This window comes from Pseudomonas alcaligenes (assembly GCF_014490745.1).
Classification (GTDB): Bacteria; Pseudomonadota; Gammaproteobacteria; order Pseudomonadales; family Pseudomonadaceae; genus Aquipseudomonas; species Aquipseudomonas alcaligenes_C.
The window spans coordinates 1242053-1264378 of sequence record NZ_LZEU01000001.1 but is presented as its reverse complement, the minus strand read 5'-3'; the positions used below and the strand labels follow the sequence as shown (position 1 = coordinate 1264378).

Genomic DNA, 22326 nt, shown 5'->3' with positions numbered 1-22326 from the left:
GCATGAGCTCGACCAGGTGGCCGCGCTGTTGAGCTCCTATCTCAAATAGCGGCACGCAGTCAGAGGAAGGTCTCTGCGCCCCCGCCCCGCGTCACTCCCAGGCGGTTCCGGGCACAGCCCGGTATGCGCTCGGCGACTTGCCCGTCCATTTGCGGAAGGCGCGGCGGAAATTCGAGGGGTCGTTGTAGCCCAGTAACAGGGCGATCTCATGCAGCGGCAGGTGAGTGGCACCTAGGTACTGCAAGGCCAGGCGCCGGCGTACCTCGTCGAGCACCTGCTGGTAGCTGGTACCGGCCGCCGCCAGATGGCGGCGCAGGCTGCGCCCGCTGGTGTGCAGGGCACGCGCCGCGCTATCCAGGTCGGGAAAATCACCGGGGCGGGCCAGCAGCAGGCGGCGTACCCGAGTGAGCAGGCCATCCTGCACATCGAGGCTGGCCAGCAGCGCCTCGCACTGCTGCTCGCACATCTGCATGGTGGCCGGGTTGGCCAGGGCCATGGGGCGATCCAGGTAGGCCCGCGGCAGATTGAACCAGTGCCAGGGTTGCTCGAACTGCGCCGGCGTGCCGAACACTTCGGTGTAGCGCTGCGCATGCCCCGGTGCGGGGTAGCCGAACCCCACAGAGATACCTTGTGGCGCCTCGCCCAGGAGGAACTGGGCGATGCTGTAGAGGCTGGCGAACAGGCCCTCGGCGGCAAAGCGCCCCAGCGGCCCCAGCGGAATCGACTCGATGGCGCGCAGCTGCAGGTAGTCGGCCTGCTCGTGCAGCTCCAGGTCGAAGGTCAGCCCCAGCACCCGGTAGTACTTGAGGGCGAACTGGATGGCCTTGCCCAGGTTGGCGCTGGACAGCAAGGCGTAGCCGAGGATGCCGTGGGCCGAGGCATTCAGGCGCTGGCCCAGCAGCAGGCCGAGCGCCGGCTCGTCGCACAGCAGCAGCGCGCTGTTGGCCAGCAAATGGAAATCGGTGAACGACAGGCGCCCAGCCGGATGTTGCAGCACCTGCTCGCGCAGCCCCGCCCCCTCCAGCAGGCGCGCACGCTCGACGCCGAAGCCCTGGGCCAGTTCGAGCAAGGCCTCGGCGTAGGTCAGCGGCACCAGTTCGGAGCTGAGGGTAAGCGGTTTGCTCATGATGGGCAGCTAGCAGCAGTGGCCGGATATGACCCGAATATTGGCTGAAGATAACCTTGCCCGGGAAAAGCCGGCAAGACCATAGTCTGGGCAAACCATAACAATAGATGGGAGGCCGCATGACCAGCCCAACCCCGCACGACCTGCAGATCAAGGCGCGTCAGCCGCAGTTCGACTTTCCCCAGCCGTGGCTGCGCCACTGGCATGGCGACAATGCCTTCAAGAGCCATTTCTTCGACGCCATGTCGCTGCTGTTCCCCGATGGCGAACGCTTCTTCATCGACTCGGTGCGTCTGTATCGCGATCAGGTCAGCGACCCCAGGCAGCTGGAGCAGATCCGCGGTTTCATTGGCCAGGAAGCCCACCACAGCCGCGAGCACCAGCACTACAGCGACGCCCTGCGCGCCTGCGACTATGACCTGGATTATCTGGAACGCCGCCTGAAGCGCCGCCTGGCCTTCGTGCGCAAACATCTGCCGGGCAAGATGCAACTGGCCGCCACTGTTTCGGTGGAGCACCTCACGGCGATCATGGCCGATGCCATCCTGCAGAACCCCGACTGGCTGCGTGGCGCCGACCCCAGCATGGCGCGCCTGTGGCGCTGGCACGCCCTGGAGGAAAGCGAGCACAAGGCGGTGGCCTTCGACCTCTACCAACAGGTGTGCGGCAATGTCTGGCTACGCCGCCGGGCGATGCTGCACAGCACCCTGTTCTTCACCCTGGATACCTTCAAGGGCCTGGTGCACATGCTCAAGCGCGATGGTCTGCTGTGGAACTGGCGGGTCTGGCGCGATGGCCTGAGCTGGCTGTGGGGCAGCCGCGGCATCCTGCGGCCGCTGTGGCGGGTCTACTGCGACTATTTCCGCCGCGACTTCCATCCCTGGCAGCACGACAACCTGCACGTGATCGAAGCCTATCGCCACGAGTTCGACGCACCGGCCGAAGTGGGATAAGAAGCTGTCTCGGATCTTTTGAGCTAGAGCCAGGCAAGGCGAGATTAGGCGAGGACGCGAAGTTTACGACGTGTAAATGAGCAGTCCCGGCCCGATCTCAACGCAGCATGGCCTACGATCAAGAGACCCGAGACAGCTTCTGGGGTTTAGCGCAACAGCCCCAGCCCCTTGGCCCGCGCCACGGCCTGGGTGCGCCGCTCGACGCCCAGCTTGCTGTTGATGTGACGGGCGTGGGTCTTCACCGTATGCAGCGAGATGAACAGGCGCTCGCTGATCTCCTGGTTCGAACAGCCCTGGGCAATCAGGCTCAGCACGGCCAGCTCACGACTGCTGAGCGCCTCGGCCGGCCCGGCCAGCAGCGGCTCATCCCCCGCCACCGCGTCCGGCAACAAGGCTTGCAGGGTTTCCCCCAGCGGCGATGGCGGCGCGCAGCGCAGTTGCTCACGCAACCAGTTCGGCTGATGCGCCAGCAATTCGTGAAACGGCAGCAAGGCGCCGCCACCGGCGCTCTGCAGACAGGCATGCAGCTGCTGCTGGGCCTCGCGCTCACGGCCGGCCGCGCACAGCATCAGGGTCAGCTGTACCTGGGCGAACACCCCGAGCAACTGCCCGCCGTAGCCTGGCGCCCGCAGGATCAGGCCGCGCAGGCGGCGCTCGGCCTCGCCCAGCTGGCCCTGACGGCGCTCCAGGGCGGCCCGGTGCAGTTCGATATGCAGCGGCAGCTGCGGATGGAATTCGGGAGCCGCGGCGGCCTGCTCGCCACCATAGGTCTGCGCCAGACGCAGCAGCCAGGCATTGGCCAGATCGACCTGGCCCTGGCTCAGCCACAACTCGCACTTGGTCAGGGTGATCATCGCCAGGTAATACACCGGCGGCACGTCCCAGATATGCATCAGCCGTTCGGCCTCGGCCAGCTGGGCGAAGGCCTCGGTGAAACGGCCTTCGCGGCCATCCTGGCTGGCCAGCAGGCAGTAGCCGATCAGCAGACTGATGTCGCGGCAGGCGCGCGCCTCGGCGATGCCGGTCTGCAGGCGGCTGCGCGCCTGCTCCGGCTGCAGGCGCAGGAACAGCAAAAAGCCCTCGTACAGGGTCAACCGTGCGCGCACCGCATACAGGCGCTGCTGCGACAGGCCGCGCAGGCGCTCGAGGCCGTGGTGCACCTCCTCAAGGCCGCGCACGACCTCGCCCCGCGCCTGCAGCACGCGCGCGCGATCGTAATGGCAGAGCGCTTCGAACAGTGGGTTGGCCTGGCGCTGGGCCAGTTCCAGGGCCTCGCGATTGAGGCCACGAGCACGCCACAGGTCACCACGCACCACGGCCAGGTTGGCCAGGGTCGACAGGCACAGCAGGCGGGCGCCGAAGCGCTCCGGCGGCATGCTGGCCAGCGCCTCGGCAAAGCACTCCTCGGCCCGCGCACTGTCGCCACGACCGCGGGCGATCACCCCGCTGATCGCCAGCCACTGGGCCAGCAGGCCCTGCTGCTCGAGGGCCGTCGGCGCCGGCAGGAAGCGCGCCAGCTGACCGGCCAGATCCTCGGCGGCATCCAGCTGGCAGGCCAGCGCCAGGGCCCAGCTGTACAGGGCGATCAGCCGCGGCGTACTGCTCAGCAGGCTGTCGGGCAGGTTCATCTTCCAGCGCAGCAACATGGCCACGTTCTGCTCGGCCAGCAGATGCTCCTCGGAGAAGTTCTGCACCAGGCTGGCCGCCACGTCCGGCTGGCCGGCCCGCAGCGCCTGCTCCACCGCCTCATCGAGCATGCCCTGGCCGCTGAACCAGCGGCAGGCGCGCAGGTGCAGGCTGGCTGGCGGCAGGGAAAGCTGGGCAACCGGGCTGGAGCGCAGCAGATCGGAAAACAGGTGGTGGTAGCGGAACCAGCGACCATGCTCGTCCAGCGGCACCAGGAACACCTGGTGCGCCTGCAGGTGCTGGAGGATTGCCGCACTGTCATGGGCATCACGCATGACATCGCACAGTTCGGCGCAGAAGCGCTCCAGGCAGGCGGTATCGTAGAGGAAGGCCTGTACCTCGGGCGGCTGGCGCTCGATTACTTCCTCGAGCAGGTAGTCGCGGATCAACCCCTGGCCGCCGTGCAGGTCACGCGAGGCTTCCTCCTGCAGCGCTTCGTCGGCAGTCAGCAGCCACAGGCGCAAGCCGGCCACCCAGCCCTCGCTGCGCTGCAGCAGGCAGTCGAGGACTTCGCCCTGCAGATCCGCGCCCTGGCTGGACAGCAGCGCATGGGTTTCCTCACGGGTCAGGCGCAGATCCTGCTCGTGCAACTCCAGCAACTGCCGCGACAGGCGCAGGCGCGCCAGATGCCAGTCCGGGCGCTGGCGGCTGGTGACCAGCACCAGCAGGCCGGCCGGCAGGTGGTTGAGGAAGAACTGCAGACAGCGATCCAGCACTGCGCCCTGGGCCAGGTGGTAGTCGTCCAGCACCAGCAGCAGCGGCGCCGCCGGGTCGAGGCGCTCGCCCAGTTCGTCCAGCAGGCCGTCCAGCCACTCCTCGAAGGCGAAAGGCTGGTGGCGCTGGCGCATTTTCAGCATGCCCAAGGCTTCGTCGCCGATCCCCGGAAAATGCTGGCGCAGCCCTTCCAGCAGGCGCTCGAGAAAACGTCCGGGGTCGCTGTCGCGGCGGTTCAGGCTCAGCCACAGGCTGTGCCACTGCGCCGGCAGGCGCTCGCAGAACTCGACGGCCAGGGAACTCTTGCCGAACCCGGCCGGTGCACAGACCAGCAGCAGGCGCCCGCCCATGCCTTCCGCCAGGCGCTCGCACAGCCGCGGGCGCAGCACATGGCCGACGGGCAGAGGCGGACGGAAGAAGCGCCCATCCCCGGGAGTGGTGGGGAAACAGGCGAGATCGGAGGAGCGGGACAGATCGGTCACGTGCTGGTTCGAGACTCGGCAGCGGGCGGGATGATTGCCCCGCAGACTATCCCCTTGCACCCCGCTTTTGAAGCCCGCTTATCCAGCGGCAAAGAAAAAGCCGGCACTCGGCCGGCTTTTTCGTCACGCTGCAGCGCTTAGCGCACGCCCGCCTGGCGCAGGGCCGCCGGGGTGTAATCGCTGGTGGAAGCCTTGTAGTTGAAGTCGTAGGACTGTTTCTCCTCGTTCTTCATACCCAGAGCCAGGTAACGGCCCGAGATGATGTCGTACAGGGTTTCCACGGTGTACCACGGCACTTGCTTGTCGTAGTAGTACTGGGCCTGAGCCTCGGCAACGCGCCACAGGGCGCCACGACCGTCGTAGTGGTCGATGATCGCGGCTTGCCAGGTGTCCTCGTCGATGTACATGTCACGCTTGGCATAGATGTGACGCTCGCCGGCCTTCAGGGTGCCGGTGACATGCCAGACGCGGTGCAGCTCGTAACGAGTGTGCTCCGGGTTCAGGTGGCCGGCCTTGATGATGTCGGCATACTTCAGCTTCGGCGAATCCAGCTCGTAGGTGTTGTAAGGAATGTAGATTTCCTTCTTGCCGTTGAGCTTCCAGTCGTAACGGTCAGGAGCACCGTTGTACATGTCGAAGTTGTCGGAAGTACGCAGACCGTCGGCGGCGGTACCCGGACCGTCGTAGGACACCTGCGGAGCGCGGCGTACGCGGCGCTGACCGGCGTTGTACAGCCAGGCCAGACGCGGCTCCTTCACCTGGTTGAGGGTCTCGTGCACCAGCAGCACGTTACCGGCCAGACGCGCAGGAGCGGTTACGCGCTGCTTGAAGTAGAACAGGATGTTGCTCGGCTTGCTCGGGTCGTAGTCGGTCAGACTGGTCGGGAAGCTGAACTCGTCCTGGAAGTACACCAGGCTGTAGGAACCGTTCGGCTGCGGAGTGGCCTGGGTCACCAGGCGACGCACGCTGCCACCGCGGTAGCGGGTGATCTGGTTCCATACCGCTTCCAGGCCGTTCTGCGGGATCGGGAACGGGTAGGCAGTCTTGAAGTTCTCCAGACCGTTGCCACCTTCGACCAGCTTGGTGTTGGCGGCGTTGGACTTGGCATCAGCCTGCACGCTGTCCGGCACGTTGGCGGTACGGTGGGTGGTGTACACCGGCATCTTGTAGGTGTCGGGGTAGCGCTTGAACATCGCCGCCTGACCCGGGGTCAGCTTGTCCTTGTACTGATCGACATTCTGCGCGGTGATGGTGAACAGCGGCTTTTCATTGGCGAACGGGTCGGACAGGAAGCCGCGATCGTCGATGGTGCCGGCGTTCTTCGGCAGGCCGCCAGTCCACTCGGGAATGGTACCGTCGGCATTGCCAGCCTTCTCGGCGCCCAGCGGAGTCAGACTGGTACCCAGTTTGGCAACTTCATCAGCAGAAACGGCAGCCATTACACCGGTGGCCACCAGCGACAGCGCCAGGGCACCGGATTGCAGCAGGTATTTTGTTGTTTTCATGTGCATGTCTTTCCTTAATGGTCCCGGGCGCTTAGAAGCTGGCGCCGAAGCTCAGGGCTACGAAGTCGCGATCAGACAGGGTGTTGAAGTCGCCACCGAAGTAGTCGGTGTAGGACAGGCTGGCGGTGTAGGTGTTCTGGTACTCGGCATCCACACCCAGGCTGACTGCCTTGCGGCCTTCTTCGAAGTTGGCACCCGGACCAGGCGAGTAGCCATCGACGTCATGCGACCAGGCAACGTTCGGACGCAGGTTCACACCGGCGAATACGTCGTTGTAGTCCCAGATGGCACGAGCACGGTAGCCCCACGAGCTGTGGGTGGTGAAACCGTCGTCGTTGCAGTCCTTGGTCGCGTTGGAGTAGTCGGCGTTACCGACTGCACCGGCGATGGTGGCGTTGTTCAGCAGCTCGCAACTGCCGTTGGGCAGCTCGCCCGGGCCAAAGACCGGATCACGGCCATAACGCGCTTCGCTGCTGTGCTCCAGGCCACCGACGAAGGTCATGCCGGCCTCGCCCACCAGAGTCAGACGCTCGGCACCCATCACCTGATCGAAGAAGTGAGTGAAGGTGGTCTGGATCTGGGTCACTTCCTTGCGGTTGTAACCATGGCGGGTCATGCCCGGCGCACCACTCAGCACGGAAGCATCGGCATAGGGGTTGGCAAAACCGGGGTTGTTCAGCGGACGCACGGCCGAATACAGAACATCGGTGGTATTCAGCGCCACCGGAGCGTTCGGGCGGTAGCTGACTTCACCCTGCCAGGCAGTACCGGTGGGCAGCGTGGTGGAGAAGCTCAGGCCATACAGGCGGATATCTTCCGGATACTCCATGAAATAGCTGGAGCTACCAGCAACAGCCAGTGCAGAAGCAGAGCCATTGAGAATCGGCAATATGGCGTTGCCTACGTTATACACGTCCTGACCAGGCGCAGTTGCGCTGAGGATCGGCGCACGACTGTGGTAGTTCATGAAGTAGGCGCCGAACTCGGTATCCAGCGGCTCGAAGAAGTAACGCAGCGCCGTACCCCACTGGCCACTGTCGCGAGCATCGCGGTCACCAGCACGCACAACCAGGTTACCTTCCGCGTTGACATCGAGCGGGCTGAGGCCGTTGGCAACCAGAAGCGGGTTCAGAACGCCATTCACGCGAGCAACGTTGTTGGTCAGCAGACGCAGGTTGTCATCGCAACCATCTGCCGCCACGTCGGCGTTGGAGAAGAAGGTACCGCAGTTGTCGACGACAGTCTGATCCCATTCCAGCTGGTAGAAGGCCTCAGCGGACAGATTGTCGGTCAGGCTCTGCGAAACGTAGAACATGTTGACCGGGATCAGACCTTCCTTGACCTCGGCGCCCGGGCGGCGGAATGCAGCCACGTCGACCGGGTTGATGGTGTTGATGCCGCCCTGGATGAAGGTACTTTCACCCCAGCTCACCACCTGCTTGCCCAGACGCACGGAGCCCGGCTGATCGGCGATGTCGTAGTTGTGGTAGACGAAGGCGTCGAGGATCTGCGCGCCGGAGGCCTGAGCGCCCTCCTTGCGGTTGTGGTCGTCGATGTCCTTGAACTCGCGGTTCTCGTCCTTCAGTTCAAAGTCGTACCAGTACTTGCCGCGAACGAATACGCCGGTCTCGCCGTATTTCAGCTCGAGGTCATGGATACCCTTGAAGATCTTCGAGAAGGTCTTGCCCTTCTTGAAGTTCAGGTGACCGTCATCGCTGGTCTGCGACAGGCCCTGGCCGCCGTTGTTGACCCCGATGAAGTCGCGATCCGGATCGCGTACCGACCAGCTGGCACCCACCGACAGGGTGGAGTCGAGCTGACCTTCGATCTCACCGATGTTGAAGGTTACGCCGAATGCCGGGGCAGCGAGAGTTGAGGCGAGGCTCACCGCCAGAGGCAGTTTGGCCAGACGCCAGAACGGTTTGGTTGTTGTCATCGACGCTACTCCATGTGTTTTTTGTTATGGATGGTGGCGAATATAGCCACCGGGTAGTAAGGCTTGATCCCCCGAAAGTGTGATTTCCAGCCTCCAACCCGTCTAGACCGGCCGGTCACGCGAAGCATGCCCAGCCGAATGCGCAGCAAAACAGCAATTTATGAGCCAAGCGTTTGCTCTGTAACCCGCTTTATCACCCCAAAGCGGGTACATCGGCCCTCACAGGGTAGACAGGAATGCACTCCCCGCCGCCTGCCACTGGGCGATTTCCGTACGAATGCGTTTCTTGTCCAGCTTGCCGACACTGGTTTTGGGAATATCGGTAACAAGTGCGATCTGACTGGGTATCGCCCACTTGTTGATATGCCCCTGCTCGACAAAAGGCTTGAGATGCTCCTTGAGCAAACGGGCATCCAGCTGCTGCCCCTCGCGCAGCACCAGCAGGGCAAACGGGCGCTCGCCCCACTGCGGATCGGGCACGCCGACCACCGCCACTTCGCGCACGGCAGAATGACGGCTGATCAGGTCTTCCAGTTCCAGCGACGACAACCACTCGCCGCCGGTCTTGATCACGTCCTTGATGCGGTCGCGGATATCGATGAAACCGAAGTCGTCCAGGGTCGCCACGTCACCGGTGTGCAGCCAGCCGTGTTCCCACAGCTCGGCGCTCTTCTGCGGCTCGTTGAAGTAGCCCATGGTCAGCCAGGGCGCGCGCAGCACCAGCTCGCCCTGGGTCTCGCCATCGACCGCCAGCAGCTGGCCATCCGCCCCCATCAGCGCGGCCTCGACCAGCGGCACCGGTACGCCAGCCTTGATCCGATAGGTGATGCGCTCGTCCTCGCTGCCGGCCAGCAGCTCGTCGTTGATGTGCGCGCAGGAGATCAGCGGGCAGGTCTCGGACATGCCGTAAGCCGCGGTGAGCTGGATGCCGCGGGCCTTGGCCGCTTCATAGAGCGCACGATTGAGCGCGCTGCCGCCGATGATGATCTTCCAGCCGGCGAAGTCCACGCCCTGCCCCGCCTTGGCGTTGAGCACCATCTGCAGGATGGTCGGCACGCAATGGGAGAAGGTCACCTTCTCGGTCTGCCACAGCTTGACCAGCAGCTCCGGATCGTAGCGCCCCGGATAGACCTGCTTGATACCGAGCATGGTGGCGACATAGGGGATACCCCAGGCATGCACGTGGAACATCGGCGTAATCGGCATGTACACGTCGTTGGTGCCGAGCAAACGCACGCTGTCCAGGCTGCCCAGCACGCTGGCCTCAGCCAGGGTGTGCAGCACCAGCTGGCGATGGGTGAAGTACACGCCCTTGGGGTTGCCGGTGGTGCCAGTGGTATAGAAGGTGGTGGCCACCGAGTTCTCGTCGAAATCGGGGAAGTCGTACTGCGGGCTGGCAGCAGCCAGCAGTTCCTCATATTCGCCCACCAGGTTCGGCAGCTCGGCAGTTTTCTGCGCCTCGTCGGTCAGCAGCAGGGTCTTCTGCACCGTGGTCAGCTGGTTCTCGATGCCCTTGTACAGCGCCACGAACTCGCTGTTGACCAGCACGAACTTATCTTCGGCATGGTTCATGGTGTAGAGGATCTGTTCGGCCGACAGACGAATATTGATGGTATGCAGCACAGCGCCGATCATCGGAATGGCGAACATGCATTCCAGGTAGCGGTGGCTGTCCCAGTCCATCACCGCCACCGTGTCACCGGCCTGCACGCCGGCCTCGCTCAGTACGTTGGCCAGGCGCGCCACGCGCTCGTTGAAGGTGGCGTAGCTGTAGCGCAACTGGTCACGATAGACGATCTCGCGGGTCTTCTCGTAACGGCTGCCGGACAGCAGCAGGCGCTTGATCAGCATAGGAGCCTGGTTGGCATTGGCGGCAGGCGGGATGACGCGGGTCTTGAGCATGGGAGTGATGTCCGTGAGTGCGCGATGGCAGCCAATCTAGAGCGCCCCGGCCACGCATAAATCAGCCCAAAGAATGATTTTCCACGTGACTCTTTGGCCACCTTTGGTCACACAGTAGAATCGCCACCCTCAGGTCGCTTCCAGACTTCACTACAAAGAGGTAATACCGATGTCCGATATCGTCATCGTCAGCGGCGCCCGCACCCCCATGGGCGGCTTCCAGGGCAGCCTGTCGGGCGTTCCCGCCGTGGAACTGGGCGCCATCGCCATCCGTGAGGCCGTGGCTCGTGCCGGTATCCAGCCCGCCGATGTACAGGAAGTGATCATGGGCTGCGTACTGCCCGCCGGCCTCAAGCAGGGCCCGGCCCGCCAGGCCTCGCTGAATGCCGGCCTGCCTGCCGCCACCGGCTGCACCACCATCAACAAGCTGTGCGGCTCCGGCATGAAGGCCGTGATGCAGGCCTTCGACGCGCTCAAGGCCGGCAGCAACGAAGTGATGGTCGCCGGCGGCATGGAAAGCATGTCCAACGCCCCCTACATCCTCGAGAAAGCCCGTACCGGCCTGCGCATGGGTCATGGCGAGATCAAGGACCACATGTTCTTCGACGGCCTGGAAGACGCCCGCACCGGCCGCCTGATGGGCTCCTTCGCCCAGGAAACCGCCGACAAGTACGGCATCACCCGTGAAGAGATGGACGCCTACGCCATCGAGTCGCTGAAACGCGCCCAGGCCGCCATCGCCGATGGTTCGCTGGCCAGCGAGATCGTTCCGGTCACCGTCACCAGCCGTAAAGGCGAAGTGGTAGTGAAGGACGACGAGCAGCCGCTCAACGCCAACCTGGACAAGATCCCCGGCCTCAAGCCGGCGTTCAAGAAGGACGGCACCATCACCGCCGCCAACGCCAGCTCGATCTCCGACGGCGCCAGTGCGCTGGTGCTGATGACCGCCGAGGAAGCGGCCAAGCGCGGCCTCAAGCCGCTGGCCAAGATCGTCGCCCACGCCACCCAGAGCCAGGATCCGAGCGAGTTCACCATTGCCCCAATCGGCGCCATGAGCAACCTGTTTAAGAAGACCGGCTGGAGCAAGGACGACGTCGACCTGTACGAGATCAACGAAGCCTTCGCCATGGTCACCATGCTGGCCATGCGCGAGCACGGCCTGGATCACGCCAAGGTCAACGTCTACGGCGGCGCCTGCGCCCAGGGCCACCCGGTCGGCTCCACCGGCTCGCGCCTGATCATCACCCTGATCAACGCCCTGCAGAAGAAAGGCGGCAAGCGCGGCGTGGCCTCGCTGTGCATCGGCGGCGGTGAAGCCACTGCCGTGGCCATCGAGCTGCTGTAAGCAACGCGCAAATGAAAAGCCCCGCCTCGGCGGGGCTTTTTTGTGAGCAACTGTTTAGCGCAGCTCGGTAAAGGCCAGCTTGATGCCCAGGCCGACCAGCACCGCGCCCATCAGCCGGTCGAACCAGTGGCCCATGCGGGCGAAGCCGGCGCGCACCCGTTGCTGGCTGAACAGCAGCGCCACCAGGCAGAACCACAAGGCGGTGGCGAACGCCAGGTACACCCCGTAACCGGCCTGCACCGCCAGCGGCGTATGCGGGTTGATCACCACGGTGAACAGCGAAAGGAAGAACAGCGTGGCCTTGGGGTTCAGGCCATTGGTGACGAAGCCGGTCATGAAAGCGCCGCGCGGCGAACGCTGCTCGGCATCGGCCGCCACTTCCAGCGCGCCCTCACCCGCCGGTTTGGCACGCAGGGCCTTGATGCCGATGTAGAACAGGTAGGCCGCCGCCAGCCATTTCAGCGCGTTGAACAGCACGATCGACTGCGACACGATCAGGCCGATGCCGAGCAGCGAGTAGGCCACGTGCACGAAGATGCCGGTGCCCACCCCCAGCGCCGTCCAGGTACCGGCGCGGCGGCCATGGGCCACGCTTTCGCGCACCACGATGGCGAAATCCGGCCCCGGGCTGGCCACGGCCAGCAGGTGGATCAACGCCACGGTGAGGAACTCAGCCCAGTACATACGACCTCCGAACAGTGGGAATCAACACGATAGGCTGGCAACCTTACGCCAGTCCCTCGCTGCGAAACAGGCACAGCTGATGAATAACAACGCCCGCGCGGTCTTCCTCGACCATGCCTCCCTCGACCTCGGCGATCTCGACATGGCGCCGTTGCGCCAGGCCTTCGCCGAGCTGACCCTGCACGCAAGCAGTAGCGCCGAGCAGGCCGCCGAGCGCCTGCAAGGCGCCCAGGTGGCGATCAGCAACAAGGTGCGCCTGGATGCTGCCACCCTGGCCGCTTGCCCCGAACTCAGGCTGATCCTGGTTTCCGCCACCGGCACCAACAACATCGACCTGGCGGCCGCCCGCGAACGCGGCATCGTGGTTGCCAACTGCCAGGGCTACGGCACGCCCTCGGTGGCGCAGCACTGCCTGATGCTGCTGCTCGCCCTGGCCACCCGCCTGCCGGACTACCAGCGCGCCATCCGCGACGGCGCCTGGCAGCGCGCTAGCCAGTTCTGCCTGCTGGACTTCCCGATCATCGAGCTGGAGGGCAAGACCCTCGGCCTGCTCGGCCATGGCGAGCTGGGCGGCGCGGTGGCGCGCCTGGCCGAGGCCTTCGGCATGCGCGTGCTGCTCGGCGCCCTGCCCGGCCGGCCAGCACGTGCCGATCGCCTGCCGCTGCACGAGCTGCTGCCACAGGTGGATGCCCTGACCCTGCATTGCCCGCTCACCGAACAGACCCGCCACCTGATCGGTGCCGCCGAACTGGCCCTGATGAAGCCGCAGGCGCTACTGATCAACACCGCCCGTGGCGGTCTGGTCGACGAGCAGGCCCTGGCCGATGCCCTGCGCGGCGGGCACCTGGGCGGCGCGGCCTTCGACGTGCTCAGCGAGGAGCCGCCGCGCCACGGCAACCCGCTGCTGGCGCCGGATATCCCGCGCCTGATCATCACCCCGCACAACGCCTGGGGCAGCCGCGAAGCGCGCCAGCGCATCGTCGGCCAACTGGCGGAGAACGCCGCGGCCTTCTTCGCGGGCGCGCCCAAGCGGGTGGTCAGCGGGTAAACTACGCGCCTTTTTTCAGCGGCCGGAGAACAGGCATGGATCCACGAAGCGAAGTGCTGCTGCGCCAGGCAGAGCTGTTCCAGGGTGAACTGCTGCTGGCCGGCCTGCCCGCCGACGACCTGCTCGGCCGTCTGCCCCTGGCCCACGGCTGGGGCTGGCATGCCGGCGAACACAACCTGCTGCACGCCCGCTTCGCCGGGCGCAGCCAGTTCGGCACCGAAGTACCGCAGCGGGCTTTCGCCAGTGCCGTGCTGTTCCTACCCAAGTCGCGCGAACTCACCGACTACCTGCTGCAGGCCCTGGCCGCGCGCCTGGCTGGCCGCGAGCTGTACCTGGTCGGCGAGAAGCGCGGCGGCATCGAGCGCGCGGCCAAGCAACTGGCCGCCTATGGCAAGCCGCGCAAGCTGGACAGCGCCCGCCACTGCCAACTGTGGCAGGTCACCGTGGAACAGGCTCCTGCCGCACCCGATCTGCACAGCCTGGCCCAGCGCTTCGAGCTGCCCCTGGCCGACGGCCCACTGCAGGTGCTGAGCCTGCCCGGAGTGTTCAGTCATGGCCGCCTGGATCGCGGCAGTGCGCTGCTGCTGGAACAGCTGGACGGCCTGCCGACTGGCCATCTGCTCGACTTCGGCTGTGGCGCCGGGGTGCTCGGCGCGGTGCTCAAACGCCGTTATCCACAGAGCCAGCTCAGCCTGCTCGACGTGGACGCCTTCGCCGTCGAGAGCAGCCGCCTGACCCTGGCCGCCAACGGCCTGCAGGCCGAGGTGATCGCCGGCGATGGCATCGATGCGGCGCCGCAGGGGCTGGCCGCGATCATCAGTAACCCGCCCTTCCATACCGGCGTGCACACCGACTACCAGGCCAGCGAGCACCTGCTGCGCCAGGCTGCCCGTCATCTGGACAAGGGTGGCGAGCTGCGCCTGGTGGCCAACAGCTTCCTCAAGTATCCGCCGCTGATCGAGCAGCACCTGGGCGCCTGCCAAACCCTCAAGGATGCCGAGGGCTTCCGCATCTACCGCGCCGTGCGCCGCTGAACCTCGGGGCAACGATCCGTCGCCCGGGGTTGCCCAAGCCGACCGAGTTGGGCAAAATGCCGGCCGTCCTAGGGGAGTAGTCTCCCGTGAGCGCCCAGCTCACCCGGCATGCGTCAACACACTTGCTCCGCAGAGCATGGCGCATGCGACCCGAGGCCCGCAGAGGCCTGGGTTTGACAAGACCTATGACACGCACACCTCACCCGGGGCGGGAAGGTCGTACGTGTCATAGCTAACCGTCAAACCCGCCCCTGTAGGAACGCCTGATGTTTTTGGAATCCCTGTTCGTACCCACCGGCATCGTTGCTCTCGCTGAAATCGGCGACAAGACGCAACTGCTCGCCCTGCTCCTCGCCTGCCGCTTCCGCCGCCCCTGGCCGATCATCTGGGGCATAGTCGTCGCCACCCTGGCCAACCACGCCGCCGCCGGTGCCGTGGGCAACTGGGTCGCCAGCTTCTTCTCGCCAACCACCCTGCGCTGGATCCTCGCCGCCAGCTTCGCTGCCGTCGCCCTGTGGACGCTGGTGCCGGACAAGCTGGACGATGACGAGGAGTCCAAACTGCAGAAGTACGGCCCGTTCCTCACCACCCTGGTCGCCTTCTTCCTCGCCGAGATGGGCGACAAGACGCAGATAGCCACCATCATGCTGGCCGCCCAGTACCCGGACTTCCTCCTGGTCGTAGCCGGCACCACCCTGGGCATGCTGATCGCCAACGTGCCGGTGGTACTGGCCGGCAACTTCGCTGCCGATCGTCTGCCGCTGACGCTCATTCGTCGCCTGGCCGCCCTTGCCTTCGCCGCCCTGGCGATCTACGCAGCCTGTCAGGCACTGGGGATTGGCACCCCGCTCTGATCCGCAGAGCCACGCAGCCGCCGCCAGTGGGTGGCTGCCTTCCGCGGCGCGGCTGGGTACTCTGTGCAAGGTGTTGCACAGTTCCCGCCCGCCAAGGAGCCGCAGATGTCACTGGATGAGATGAAGAAGCGTGTGCGCCAGCACATCGACCTGAGCTGGAACAAGGGCCGCCTGGCCCTGGCCGAGCAGCTGCACAGCCCGGACTTCCTGTACAAGAGTTCCTTCATGGGCCGCCCGCTCAACAGCACGGCCTATGCCCAGATGGTGCAGGACATCCGCAGCGCCATGCCGGATCTGGAAGTGGTCATCGAGGAATGCATCGCCGAGGGCCACAAGGTGGTGACCTGGAGCACCCTGATCGGCACCATCAGCAAGCCCGCCCTAGGCTATCCGCCCAGCGACAAGGTCATGAGCATCTCGGCCATGGCGTTCTGGACGCTGACCCCGAGCGGCGATATCCGCGAGATCTGCACCATGTTCGACATGGAAAGCTTCCGCGCCCAGCTGGGCCTGGAGACCCGGCCCTTCGCCGAGAAGGCCCTGCCCTGAAACAACAACGGCGCCCGCAGGCGCCGTTTTCATCTCTGGGTCTTATTTCTTCGCCCGCTCGTAATACGGCATCACTTTCGGGATGGCCGCCTGCAGCGAGGCGATGCGGCTGCTGGACGAGGGGTGGGTGCTCATGAACTCCGGCGGCGCGCCGCCCCCTGCCTGGCTCATCTTCTGCCACAGGCTGATCGCCGCATTCGGGTCGTAGCCGGCGCGGGCCGCCAGCTCCAGCCCCATTAGATCCGCCTCGTTCTCGTTGGCCCGGCTGTTGGGCAGGGTCATCAGGTATTCCACGCCGGTATCGGCCATCTGCTGACCGAGCTCACCCAGGCCCAGCAGGGCCGAGCCCACCTGGGTCGCCATCTGCGTGCCATAGGCCTTGGACATCGCCTCACGGCTGTGCTCGCGCAGGGCGTGGGCGATCTCGTGGCCCATCACCGCGGCCAGTTCGGCATCGCTAAGTTGCAGCTGGGTGATCAGGCCGCTGTAGACGATGATCTTGCCGCCCGGGCCGCAGTTGGCATTGAGCTCGTCGCTCTTGATCAGGTTGACCTGCCAGTCCCACTGCGCCGCATCGGCACGGAACACCGGGGTCTGGGCGATCAGGCGCTTGGCGATGGCATTGACCCGCTGGGCATTCTTGCTGCTTCTGTCCAGCTCGCCCTTGCTCGACGCCTCGCTCAGCGTCTGCTGGTAGGCCTGGGCGTACATGCTGTCGACCTCCTCGGAGGACAGCATGCTGAACATGTATTGCTTGCGCTCGACGCCAACGGCGCCGCCACTGGTGGTACTCACGGCCTGGCAGGCTGCCAGCAGCGCACAGGCGGCCACGACCGCCAGACGAAACAAGGTGTACATGGAAATCTCCGTATCTACGAGGGCCGTATGCTAGGTCGCCCTCAGGTACAGGACAACCGTCCTGCTTGCACTATGACCGGCGGCCATCTTTGCTAGTTGCAGGAAGGCTAATGCTTTTTCAGCCTCCTGCCGATATGCCAGGGACAGGCGCACACTCACTGCGGAGTCCCCATGAAGTTCCGATCGATCCAGTTTTCCGTGGCCTTTATGGCCGGAGCCAGCATCCTCGCCGTTGTCGTGGCACTGGTGCTGTATGCGCTGTACACCAGTTCGCGCACCCAGGTTCTGCTCCAGGAGCGCAGCCACGACCTGCTCGAACAGGTCATCGACCAGCGCCTGGTGGCCCTGGCCGAGGCCCAGGTCGGCCAGCTGCAGCGCCAGTTCGAAGTGCCCATGACCCAGGCCAAATCCCTGGCCACCCTCAACAGCCGCCTGGGCGCCAGCGATGGCACCGCCATCAACCTGAGCCGCGACGAGCTGACCGCCCTGGTCGGCGAGAACCTCAAGGCCAACCCGCAATTGATCGACTTCTACATCGGCTGGGAACCCAACGCCTTCGACCAGGAGGACGACCTGTATGCCGGGCAGAAGGAAAACGGCTACGACGCCACCGGCCGCTACATGCCCTGGTGGTACCGCAGTGGTGGCGAACTCAAACTCGAGCCGCTCACCGTCGAGATGATGGAAAGCGAGAAGGTGCTGCCCACCGGCGTGCGCGAGGGCGAGTACTACCTGTGTCCGAAAACCAGCAAGCAGCCTTGTGTGGTCGACCCGGCGTCTTACGATTTCGGCGGCAAGCAAGTGCTGGTGGCCTCGTTCAACGCGCCGATTCTGGTCGGCGGCCAGTTCAAGGGCACGGTCGGCAATGACTTCGCCCTCGACTTCATCCAGGGCCTGCTGAACACCGCCAAGGGCAGCCTCTACGAAGGCGCCGGCGAGCTGGCCCTGGTGGCGGCCAACGGCACCCTGATCGCCGCCACCAAGGACGCCAGCCTGATCGGCCAGCCGGCCAACAAGGCCCTCGGCGATGAGCTGGCCGGCCAGCTCAAGCAGAGCAGCGGCACCGCACCGATCTCCAACCTCGATGAAGAGCACCAGGTGTTCCAGCTGCTGCTGCCGTTCCAGGTGGCCGGTACCAGCACGCGCTGGACGCTGGCCATCGAGCTGCCGACCTCGGCGGTGTTCGCCGACCTCAAGCAGCTGCAGGACGTGCTGGCCGATCAGGCTCGCGAAGACACGGTCGGCATGAGCGTGGTCGGCCTGATCATCGCCGCCATCGGCCTGCTGGTGATCTGGTTCGTCGGCTACGGCATCGCCCGCCCGCTGAAGCAGATGGTCGGCATGCTCGACGACATCGCCAAGGGTGACGGCGACCTCACCGTGCGCCTGAACGTGGATCGCGCCGACGAACTGGGGCAGATCGCCAACGGCTTCAACACCTTTCTCAACAAGCTGCAGGGCATGATCCGCGACGTGGTCGGCTCGGTACAGAAGGTCAGCGACTCCTCCGAGCACACCGCCGACATCGCCATCCGCACCAACCAGGGCGTACAGAAACAGATGGCCGAGATCGACCAGGTGGCTACCGCCGTGCACGAGATGACCGCCACCGCCCAGGACGTGGCGCGCAACGCCACCCAGGCCGCCGAGGCGGCCAACCACGCCGACCGCTCGGCCAACGACGGCAAGAACATCGTGCAGAAAACCTCGAACGCCATCGCCTCCCTGGCCACCGAGATCGGCCGCGCCACCGGCGTGGTACAGACCCTGGCCAAGGACAGCGAGAACATCAACGCGATTCTCACCGCCATCCGCGGCATCGCCGAGCAGACCAACCTGCTCGCCCTCAACGCCGCCATCGAGGCAGCGCGCGCCGGCGAGCAGGGCCGCGGCTTCGCCGTGGTGGCCGACGAGGTGCGCAACCTGGCGCAGAAGACCCAACAGGCCACCGAAGAAATCCAGCAGATGATCCAGCAGCTGCAGCACGGCACCCGCGAAGTGGTCAGCGTGATGGAGCAGAGCCAGGCCCGTACTGATGACAGCGTGCAACAGGCGGCCGCCGCGGCCCAGGCGCTGGAGTCGATCACCCAGGCGGTGTCGGTGATCAACGACATGAACACCCAGATCGCCAGCGCCGCCGAGGAGCAGAGTGCAGTGGCCGAGGACATCAACCGCAACGTCACCAATATCGGCCAGGTCGCCGCGGAAGTGGCCGGCGGCGCCGACGAGGCCAGCCAGGCCAGCGCCGAGCTGACCAAGCTGGCCGAGCAGCAGCGCCGCTTGATCAATCAGTTCCGCGTGTAGCAGTCGATACGGACGGGGCGCCCAGCCCCGTCCGGTTCATCCTCAGAACTTGCTGGCCCAGCGCTGGCGCAGCCACTCCAGGTCTTCCGGACGGGTGATCTTCAAATTGTCCGCCCTGCCCTCCACCAGCTTCGGCGCCTGCCCGGCCCACTCCAGAGCCGAGGCCTCGTCGGTGATGGCCACGCCGGCCACCAGCGCATCGGCCAGGGCCCGGTGCAGGGCGGCATAGCGGAACATCTGCGGCGTATAGGCCTGCCAGATCAGGCTGCGATCCACCGTCTCGGCCACCCGGCCATCGGCGCCGGCGCGCTTGAGGGTGTCGCGCGCCGGTACGGCGAGCAGGCCGCCCACCGGGTCGTCGGCCAGTTCCAGCAGCAGCTGGTCGAGATCGCTGCGCGCCAGATTGGGCCGGGCGGCGTCATGCACCAGCACCCAGTCATCCGCCTGGGCGCCCAGCTCGCCCAGCTGCAGCAGGCCGCTGAGCACCGAATCGGCACGCTCGGCGCCACCGGCTACCCGGTGAATGCGCGGATCGGCCGCCGCAGGCAGCAGCGGCCACCAGGGATCATCCGCAGCCAGACAGAGCACCAGGCCCTTGAGCTGCGGATGCTCGAGGAAACAGTCGAGGGTATGTTCGAGGATGCTGCGCCCGGCCAGCTGCAGGTATTGCTTGGGGCGGTCGGCACGCATGCGCGAACCGATGCCGGCGGCGGGAATCACCAGCCAGAAGGCAGGCAGGCTCATTCGGCCAACTGGTAGAGGGTTTCGCCCTCTTTGACCATGCCCAGCTCGTGACGGGCGCGCTCTTCCACGGTCTCGGTACCCTGCTTGAGCTCCAGCACCTCGGCCTCGAGGATGCGGTTGCGCTCCAGCAGGCGCTCGTTCTCGCCCTGCTGCTCGGCAATCTGCCGCTTCAGCTCGGTGACCTGGGCCAGGCTGCCTTCGCCCACCCACAGGCGGTACTGCAATCCGGAGAGGATCAGCACCAGCACGACGAACAACCAGTAAGGGGCTTTAGACATCGACGAATCCATACGAAAAGCTTTGCCCAGGCCGACTGCCGATGCAATTGGCTAGCGGAGCCTGTAGAAGCCCCCAGCAAGTGGGGTACACCTGCAAAAAGGGCAGCTTGCGCTGCCCTTTTTACCATTCCCGGCTTAGCCGCGGAACTCGGCGCGGCCCTTATAAGGGGCCTTGCCGCCGAGCTGCTCTTCGATACGCAGCAGCTGGTTGTACTTGGACACGCGGTCGGAACGGCACAGGGAGCCGGTCTTGATCTGGCCGGCGGCGGTGCCTACGGCCAGGTCGGCGATGGTGCTGTCCTCGGTTTCACCGGAGCGGTGCGAGATCACCGCGGTGAAGCCAGCGGCCTTGGCCATCTGGATGGCTTCCAGGGTTTCGGTCAGCGAGCCGATCTGGTTGAACTTGATCAGGATCGAGTTGCCGATCTTCTCTTCGATACCGCGCTTGAGGATCTTGGTGTTGGTGACGAACAGGTCGTCACCGACCAGCTGTACCTTCTCGCCGATCTTGTCGGTCAGGACTTTCCAGCCGGCCCAGTCGGACTCGTCCATGCCGTCTTCGATGGAGATGATCGGGTAACGCTGGGTCAGACCGGCCAGGTAATCGGCGAAACCTTCGGCGCTGAACACCTTGCCCTCTCCTTCCAAGTCGTAGTTGCCGTCCTTGAAGAACTCGGAGGAAGCGCAGTCCAGGGCCAGGGTGATGTCGTCACCCAGCTTGTAGCCGGCGTTGGCCACGGCCTCGGCGATGGCAGCCAGGGCGTCTTCGTTGGAAGCCAGGTTCGGCGCGAAGCCACCTTCGTCGCCCACGGCGGTGTTCAGGCCACGGGCCTTCAGCACGGCTTTCAGGTGATGGAAGATCTCGGCGCCCATGCGCAGGGCGTCGGCGAAGTTCTTGGCGCCAACCGGCTGCACCATGAACTCCTGGATGTCGACGTTGTTATCGGCATGCTCGCCACCGTTGATGATGTTCATCATCGGAACCGGCATGGAGTAGACGCCCGGGGTGCCGTTGAGGTCGGCGATGTGCGCGTACAGCGGCACGCCCTTGGCCTGAGCGGCGGCCTTGGCGGCGGCCAGGGACACGGCGAGGATGGCGTTGGCGCCCAGCTTGCCTTTGTTCTCGGTGCCGTCCAGATCGATCATGGCCAGGTCGAGGGCTTTCTGCTCGCGAGCGTCTTTGCCCAGCAGCAGGTCACGGATCGGGCCGTTGATGTTGGCCACGGCCTTCAGTACGCCCTTGCCCAGGTAACGGCTCTTGTCGCCATCGCGCAGTTCCAGCGCTTCACGGGAACCGGTGGAGGCACCGGACGGCGCGCAGGCGCTGCCGATGATGCCGCCTTCGAGGATTACATCGGCTTCTACGGTGGGGTTGCCACGGGAGTCGAGAACCTCACGGCCCTTGATGTCGACGATTTTTGCCATTCTTGTCAGCTCCAACAGTTGAAATATGCGTCAGACGAGGCGCTTACGCGGTCTCGATCGGCGCAAAGCTCTTCACCAGATCGTCCAGCTGCTTGAGCTGGGTGAGGAAGGGTTCCAGCTTGTCCAGGCGCAGGGCACAAGGACCGTCGCACTTGGCGTTGTTCGGATCCGGATGGGCCTCGAGGAACAGGCCAGCCAGACCCTGGCTCATGCCGGCCTTGGCCAGGTCGGTGACCTGGGCACGGCGGCCACCGGCGGAATCGGCGCGCCCGCCCGGCATCTGCAGGGCATGGGTGACGTCGAAGAACACCGGGTAGTTGAACTGTTTCATGATGCCGAAGCCGAGCATGTCCACCACCAGGTTGTTGTACCCGAAGGAAGAGCCGCGCTCGCAGAGGATCAGCTTGTCGTTACCCGCCTCTTCGCACTTGGTCAGGATGTGTTTCATCTCCTGAGGGGCGAGGAACTGGGCCTTCTTGATGTTGATCACCGCATTGGTCTTGGCCATGGCCACTACCAGGTCGGTCTGCCGGGAGAGGAAGGCCGGCAGCTGGATGATGTCGCACACCTCGGCCACCGGAGCAGCCTGGTAAGGCTCGTGGACGTCGGTGATCACCGGTACGCCGAAGGTCTTCTTCACTTCCTCGAAGATCTTCATGCCCTCTTCCAGGCCCGGGCCGCGGAAGGAGGTGACGGAGGAGCGGTTGGCCTTGTCGAAGCTGGCCTTGAACACATAGGGGATGCCGAGTTTCTCGGTCACCCGCACGTATTCTTCGCAGGCCTGCATGGCCAGGTCGCGCGACTCCAGTACGTTGATGCCGCCGAACAGCACGAACGGCTTGTCGTTGGCGATCTCGATGTCGCCAACCTTGATGATCTTCTGGGTCATGTCCGTTGCC

The 22326-nt window shown here is 65.1% G+C and carries 18 protein-coding genes and 1 riboswitch; of the genes, 7 read left to right on the top strand and 11 right to left on the bottom strand.

Annotation, left to right across the window (positions count from 1 at the left end; genetic code table 11):
- Nucleotides 1-91: 91 nt before the first annotated feature.
- Nucleotides 92-1126 carry an AraC family transcriptional regulator gene (locus A9179_RS05630; protein ID WP_187804854.1) on the bottom strand — a complete coding sequence of 345 codons (1035 nt, stop codon included), beginning with the start codon at nucleotides 1124-1126 and terminating at the stop codon, nucleotides 92-94.
- A gap of 119 nt (nucleotides 1127-1245) precedes the next feature.
- Between A9179_RS05630 and A9179_RS05625 the strand changes: the two genes are divergently transcribed.
- Entirely contained in the window at nucleotides 1246-2079 is an 834-nt protein-coding gene (locus tag A9179_RS05625; protein ID WP_187804853.1) for a metal-dependent hydrolase, read from the top strand.
- Nucleotides 2080-2225: 146 nt separating this feature from the next.
- Here the strand turns inward: A9179_RS05625 and A9179_RS05620 are convergent, their stop codons facing one another.
- The 4 genes from A9179_RS05620 to A9179_RS05605 form a co-directional block, all read right to left on the bottom strand.
- Nucleotides 2226-4961 (bottom strand): LuxR C-terminal-related transcriptional regulator, encoded by a 2736-nt coding sequence (locus A9179_RS05620; RefSeq protein ID WP_187804852.1) that lies wholly within the window; start codon nucleotides 4959-4961, stop codon nucleotides 2226-2228.
- A 137-nt stretch (nucleotides 4962-5098) separates the two neighbouring features.
- Nucleotides 5099-6466 (bottom strand): DUF1329 domain-containing protein, encoded by a 1368-nt coding sequence (locus tag A9179_RS05615; protein WP_187804851.1) that lies wholly within the window; start codon nucleotides 6464-6466, stop codon nucleotides 5099-5101.
- A 31-nt stretch (nucleotides 6467-6497) separates the two neighbouring features.
- Nucleotides 6498-8402, bottom strand: a complete 1905-nt coding sequence (locus tag A9179_RS05610; RefSeq protein ID WP_187804850.1) for a DUF1302 domain-containing protein — start codon at nucleotides 8400-8402, stop codon at nucleotides 6498-6500.
- A 219-nt stretch (nucleotides 8403-8621) separates the two neighbouring features.
- Nucleotides 8622-10304 carry a fatty acid--CoA ligase gene (locus A9179_RS05605; RefSeq protein ID WP_187804849.1) on the bottom strand — a complete coding sequence of 561 codons (1683 nt, stop codon included), beginning with the start codon at nucleotides 10302-10304 and terminating at the stop codon, nucleotides 8622-8624.
- Nucleotides 10305-10473: 169 nt separating this feature from the next.
- On the opposite strand from A9179_RS05605, the gene A9179_RS05600 reads away from it, so the two are divergent.
- The gene (locus A9179_RS05600; protein ID WP_187804848.1) at nucleotides 10474-11649 is read left to right on the top strand and encodes a thiolase family protein; all 1176 of its coding nucleotides are present in this window, start codon (nucleotides 10474-10476) and stop codon (nucleotides 11647-11649) included.
- 54 nt (nucleotides 11650-11703) lie between these two features.
- On the opposite strand, the gene A9179_RS05595 is transcribed toward A9179_RS05600, so the two are convergent.
- Nucleotides 11704-12333, bottom strand: coding sequence for a LysE family transporter (locus tag A9179_RS05595; protein WP_187804847.1), 630 nt, complete (start codon nucleotides 12331-12333; stop codon nucleotides 11704-11706).
- Between the two features lie 79 nt (nucleotides 12334-12412).
- Between A9179_RS05595 and A9179_RS05590 the strand changes: the two genes are divergently transcribed.
- The 4 genes from A9179_RS05590 to A9179_RS05575 all read left to right on the top strand — a co-directional run bounded on the left by A9179_RS05590 (nucleotide 12413) and on the right by A9179_RS05575 (nucleotide 15818).
- Nucleotides 12413-13381: a 2-hydroxyacid dehydrogenase gene (locus A9179_RS05590; protein WP_187804846.1), complete on the top strand. Its 969-nt coding sequence runs from the start codon at nucleotides 12413-12415 to the stop codon at nucleotides 13379-13381.
- Between the two features lie 35 nt (nucleotides 13382-13416).
- Nucleotides 13417-14415 carry a class I SAM-dependent methyltransferase gene (locus A9179_RS05585; protein ID WP_187804845.1) on the top strand — a complete coding sequence of 333 codons (999 nt, stop codon included), beginning with the start codon at nucleotides 13417-13419 and terminating at the stop codon, nucleotides 14413-14415.
- 59 nt (nucleotides 14416-14474) lie between these two features.
- Nucleotides 14475-14590: riboswitch (yybP-ykoY riboswitch) on the top strand.
- 91 nt (nucleotides 14591-14681) lie between these two features.
- A complete protein-coding gene (locus A9179_RS05580) occupies nucleotides 14682-15269 on the top strand; it encodes a TMEM165/GDT1 family protein (RefSeq protein WP_394354711.1) in 588 nt (195 codons plus the stop codon).
- A 105-nt stretch (nucleotides 15270-15374) separates the two neighbouring features.
- The gene (locus A9179_RS05575; protein WP_187804844.1) at nucleotides 15375-15818 is read left to right on the top strand and encodes an ester cyclase; all 444 of its coding nucleotides are present in this window, start codon (nucleotides 15375-15377) and stop codon (nucleotides 15816-15818) included.
- A 42-nt stretch (nucleotides 15819-15860) separates the two neighbouring features.
- On the opposite strand, the gene A9179_RS05570 is transcribed toward A9179_RS05575, so the two are convergent.
- Entirely contained in the window at nucleotides 15861-16676 is an 816-nt protein-coding gene (locus tag A9179_RS05570; protein ID WP_187804843.1) for a M48 family metallopeptidase, read from the bottom strand.
- 171 nt (nucleotides 16677-16847) lie between these two features.
- Between A9179_RS05570 and A9179_RS05565 the strand changes: the two genes are divergently transcribed.
- Nucleotides 16848-18980, top strand: a complete 2133-nt coding sequence (locus A9179_RS05565) for a methyl-accepting chemotaxis protein (RefSeq protein ID WP_187804842.1) — start codon at nucleotides 16848-16850, stop codon at nucleotides 18978-18980.
- A 42-nt stretch (nucleotides 18981-19022) separates the two neighbouring features.
- Here the strand turns inward: A9179_RS05565 and ispD are convergent, their stop codons facing one another.
- From ispD to kdsA, 4 genes are all read right to left on the bottom strand, one after another.
- Nucleotides 19023-19724, bottom strand: coding sequence for a 2-C-methyl-D-erythritol 4-phosphate cytidylyltransferase (gene ispD, locus A9179_RS05560; RefSeq protein ID WP_187804841.1), 702 nt, complete (start codon nucleotides 19722-19724; stop codon nucleotides 19023-19025).
- Nucleotides 19721-20002: a cell division protein FtsB gene (ftsB, locus tag A9179_RS05555; protein ID WP_187804840.1), complete on the bottom strand. Its 282-nt coding sequence runs from the start codon at nucleotides 20000-20002 to the stop codon at nucleotides 19721-19723. Before ftsB ends, ispD begins: the two co-directional genes overlap by 4 nt.
- A gap of 135 nt (nucleotides 20003-20137) precedes the next feature.
- Nucleotides 20138-21427 carry a phosphopyruvate hydratase gene (eno, locus tag A9179_RS05550; protein ID WP_187804839.1) on the bottom strand — a complete coding sequence of 430 codons (1290 nt, stop codon included), beginning with the start codon at nucleotides 21425-21427 and terminating at the stop codon, nucleotides 20138-20140.
- Between the two features lie 43 nt (nucleotides 21428-21470).
- Entirely contained in the window at nucleotides 21471-22316 is an 846-nt protein-coding gene (gene kdsA, locus A9179_RS05545) for a 3-deoxy-8-phosphooctulonate synthase (protein WP_187804838.1), read from the bottom strand.
- Nucleotides 22317-22326 lie beyond the last annotated feature (10 nt).

Bases quoted from the DNA above. Each gene is read 5' to 3' on its own strand.
- A9179_RS05630 (WP_187804854.1), bottom strand. From the start codon at position 1,126: ATGAGCAAACCGCTTACCCTCAGCTCCGAACTGGTGCCGCTGACCTAC.
- A9179_RS05625 (WP_187804853.1), top strand. From the start codon at position 1,246: ATGACCAGCCCAACCCCGCACGACCTGCAGATCAAGGCGCGTCAGCCG.
- A9179_RS05615 (WP_187804851.1), bottom strand. From the start codon at position 6,466: ATGAAAACAACAAAATACCTGCTGCAATCCGGTGCCCTGGCGCTGTCG.
- A9179_RS05610 (WP_187804850.1), bottom strand. From the start codon at position 8,402: ATGACAACAACCAAACCGTTCTGGCGTCTGGCCAAACTGCCTCTGGCG.
- A9179_RS05605 (WP_187804849.1), bottom strand. From the start codon at position 10,304: ATGCTCAAGACCCGCGTCATCCCGCCTGCCGCCAATGCCAACCAGGCT.
- A9179_RS05600 (WP_187804848.1), top strand. From the start codon at position 10,474: ATGTCCGATATCGTCATCGTCAGCGGCGCCCGCACCCCCATGGGCGGC.
- A9179_RS05595 (WP_187804847.1), bottom strand. From the start codon at position 12,333: ATGTACTGGGCTGAGTTCCTCACCGTGGCGTTGATCCACCTGCTGGCC.
- A9179_RS05590 (WP_187804846.1), top strand. From the start codon at position 12,413: ATGAATAACAACGCCCGCGCGGTCTTCCTCGACCATGCCTCCCTCGAC.
- A9179_RS05585 (WP_187804845.1), top strand. From the start codon at position 13,417: ATGGATCCACGAAGCGAAGTGCTGCTGCGCCAGGCAGAGCTGTTCCAG.
- A9179_RS05580 (WP_394354711.1), top strand. From the start codon at position 14,682: ATGTTTTTGGAATCCCTGTTCGTACCCACCGGCATCGTTGCTCTCGCT.
- A9179_RS05575 (WP_187804844.1), top strand. From the start codon at position 15,375: ATGTCACTGGATGAGATGAAGAAGCGTGTGCGCCAGCACATCGACCTG.
- A9179_RS05570 (WP_187804843.1), bottom strand. From the start codon at position 16,676: ATGTACACCTTGTTTCGTCTGGCGGTCGTGGCCGCCTGTGCGCTGCTG.
- A9179_RS05565 (WP_187804842.1), top strand. From the start codon at position 16,848: ATGAAGTTCCGATCGATCCAGTTTTCCGTGGCCTTTATGGCCGGAGCC.
- ispD (WP_187804841.1), bottom strand. From the start codon at position 19,724: ATGAGCCTGCCTGCCTTCTGGCTGGTGATTCCCGCCGCCGGCATCGGT.
- ftsB (WP_187804840.1), bottom strand. From the start codon at position 20,002: ATGTCTAAAGCCCCTTACTGGTTGTTCGTCGTGCTGGTGCTGATCCTC.
- eno (WP_187804839.1), bottom strand. From the start codon at position 21,427: ATGGCAAAAATCGTCGACATCAAGGGCCGTGAGGTTCTCGACTCCCGT.
- kdsA (WP_187804838.1), bottom strand. From the start codon at position 22,316: ATGACCCAGAAGATCATCAAGGTTGGCGACATCGAGATCGCCAACGAC.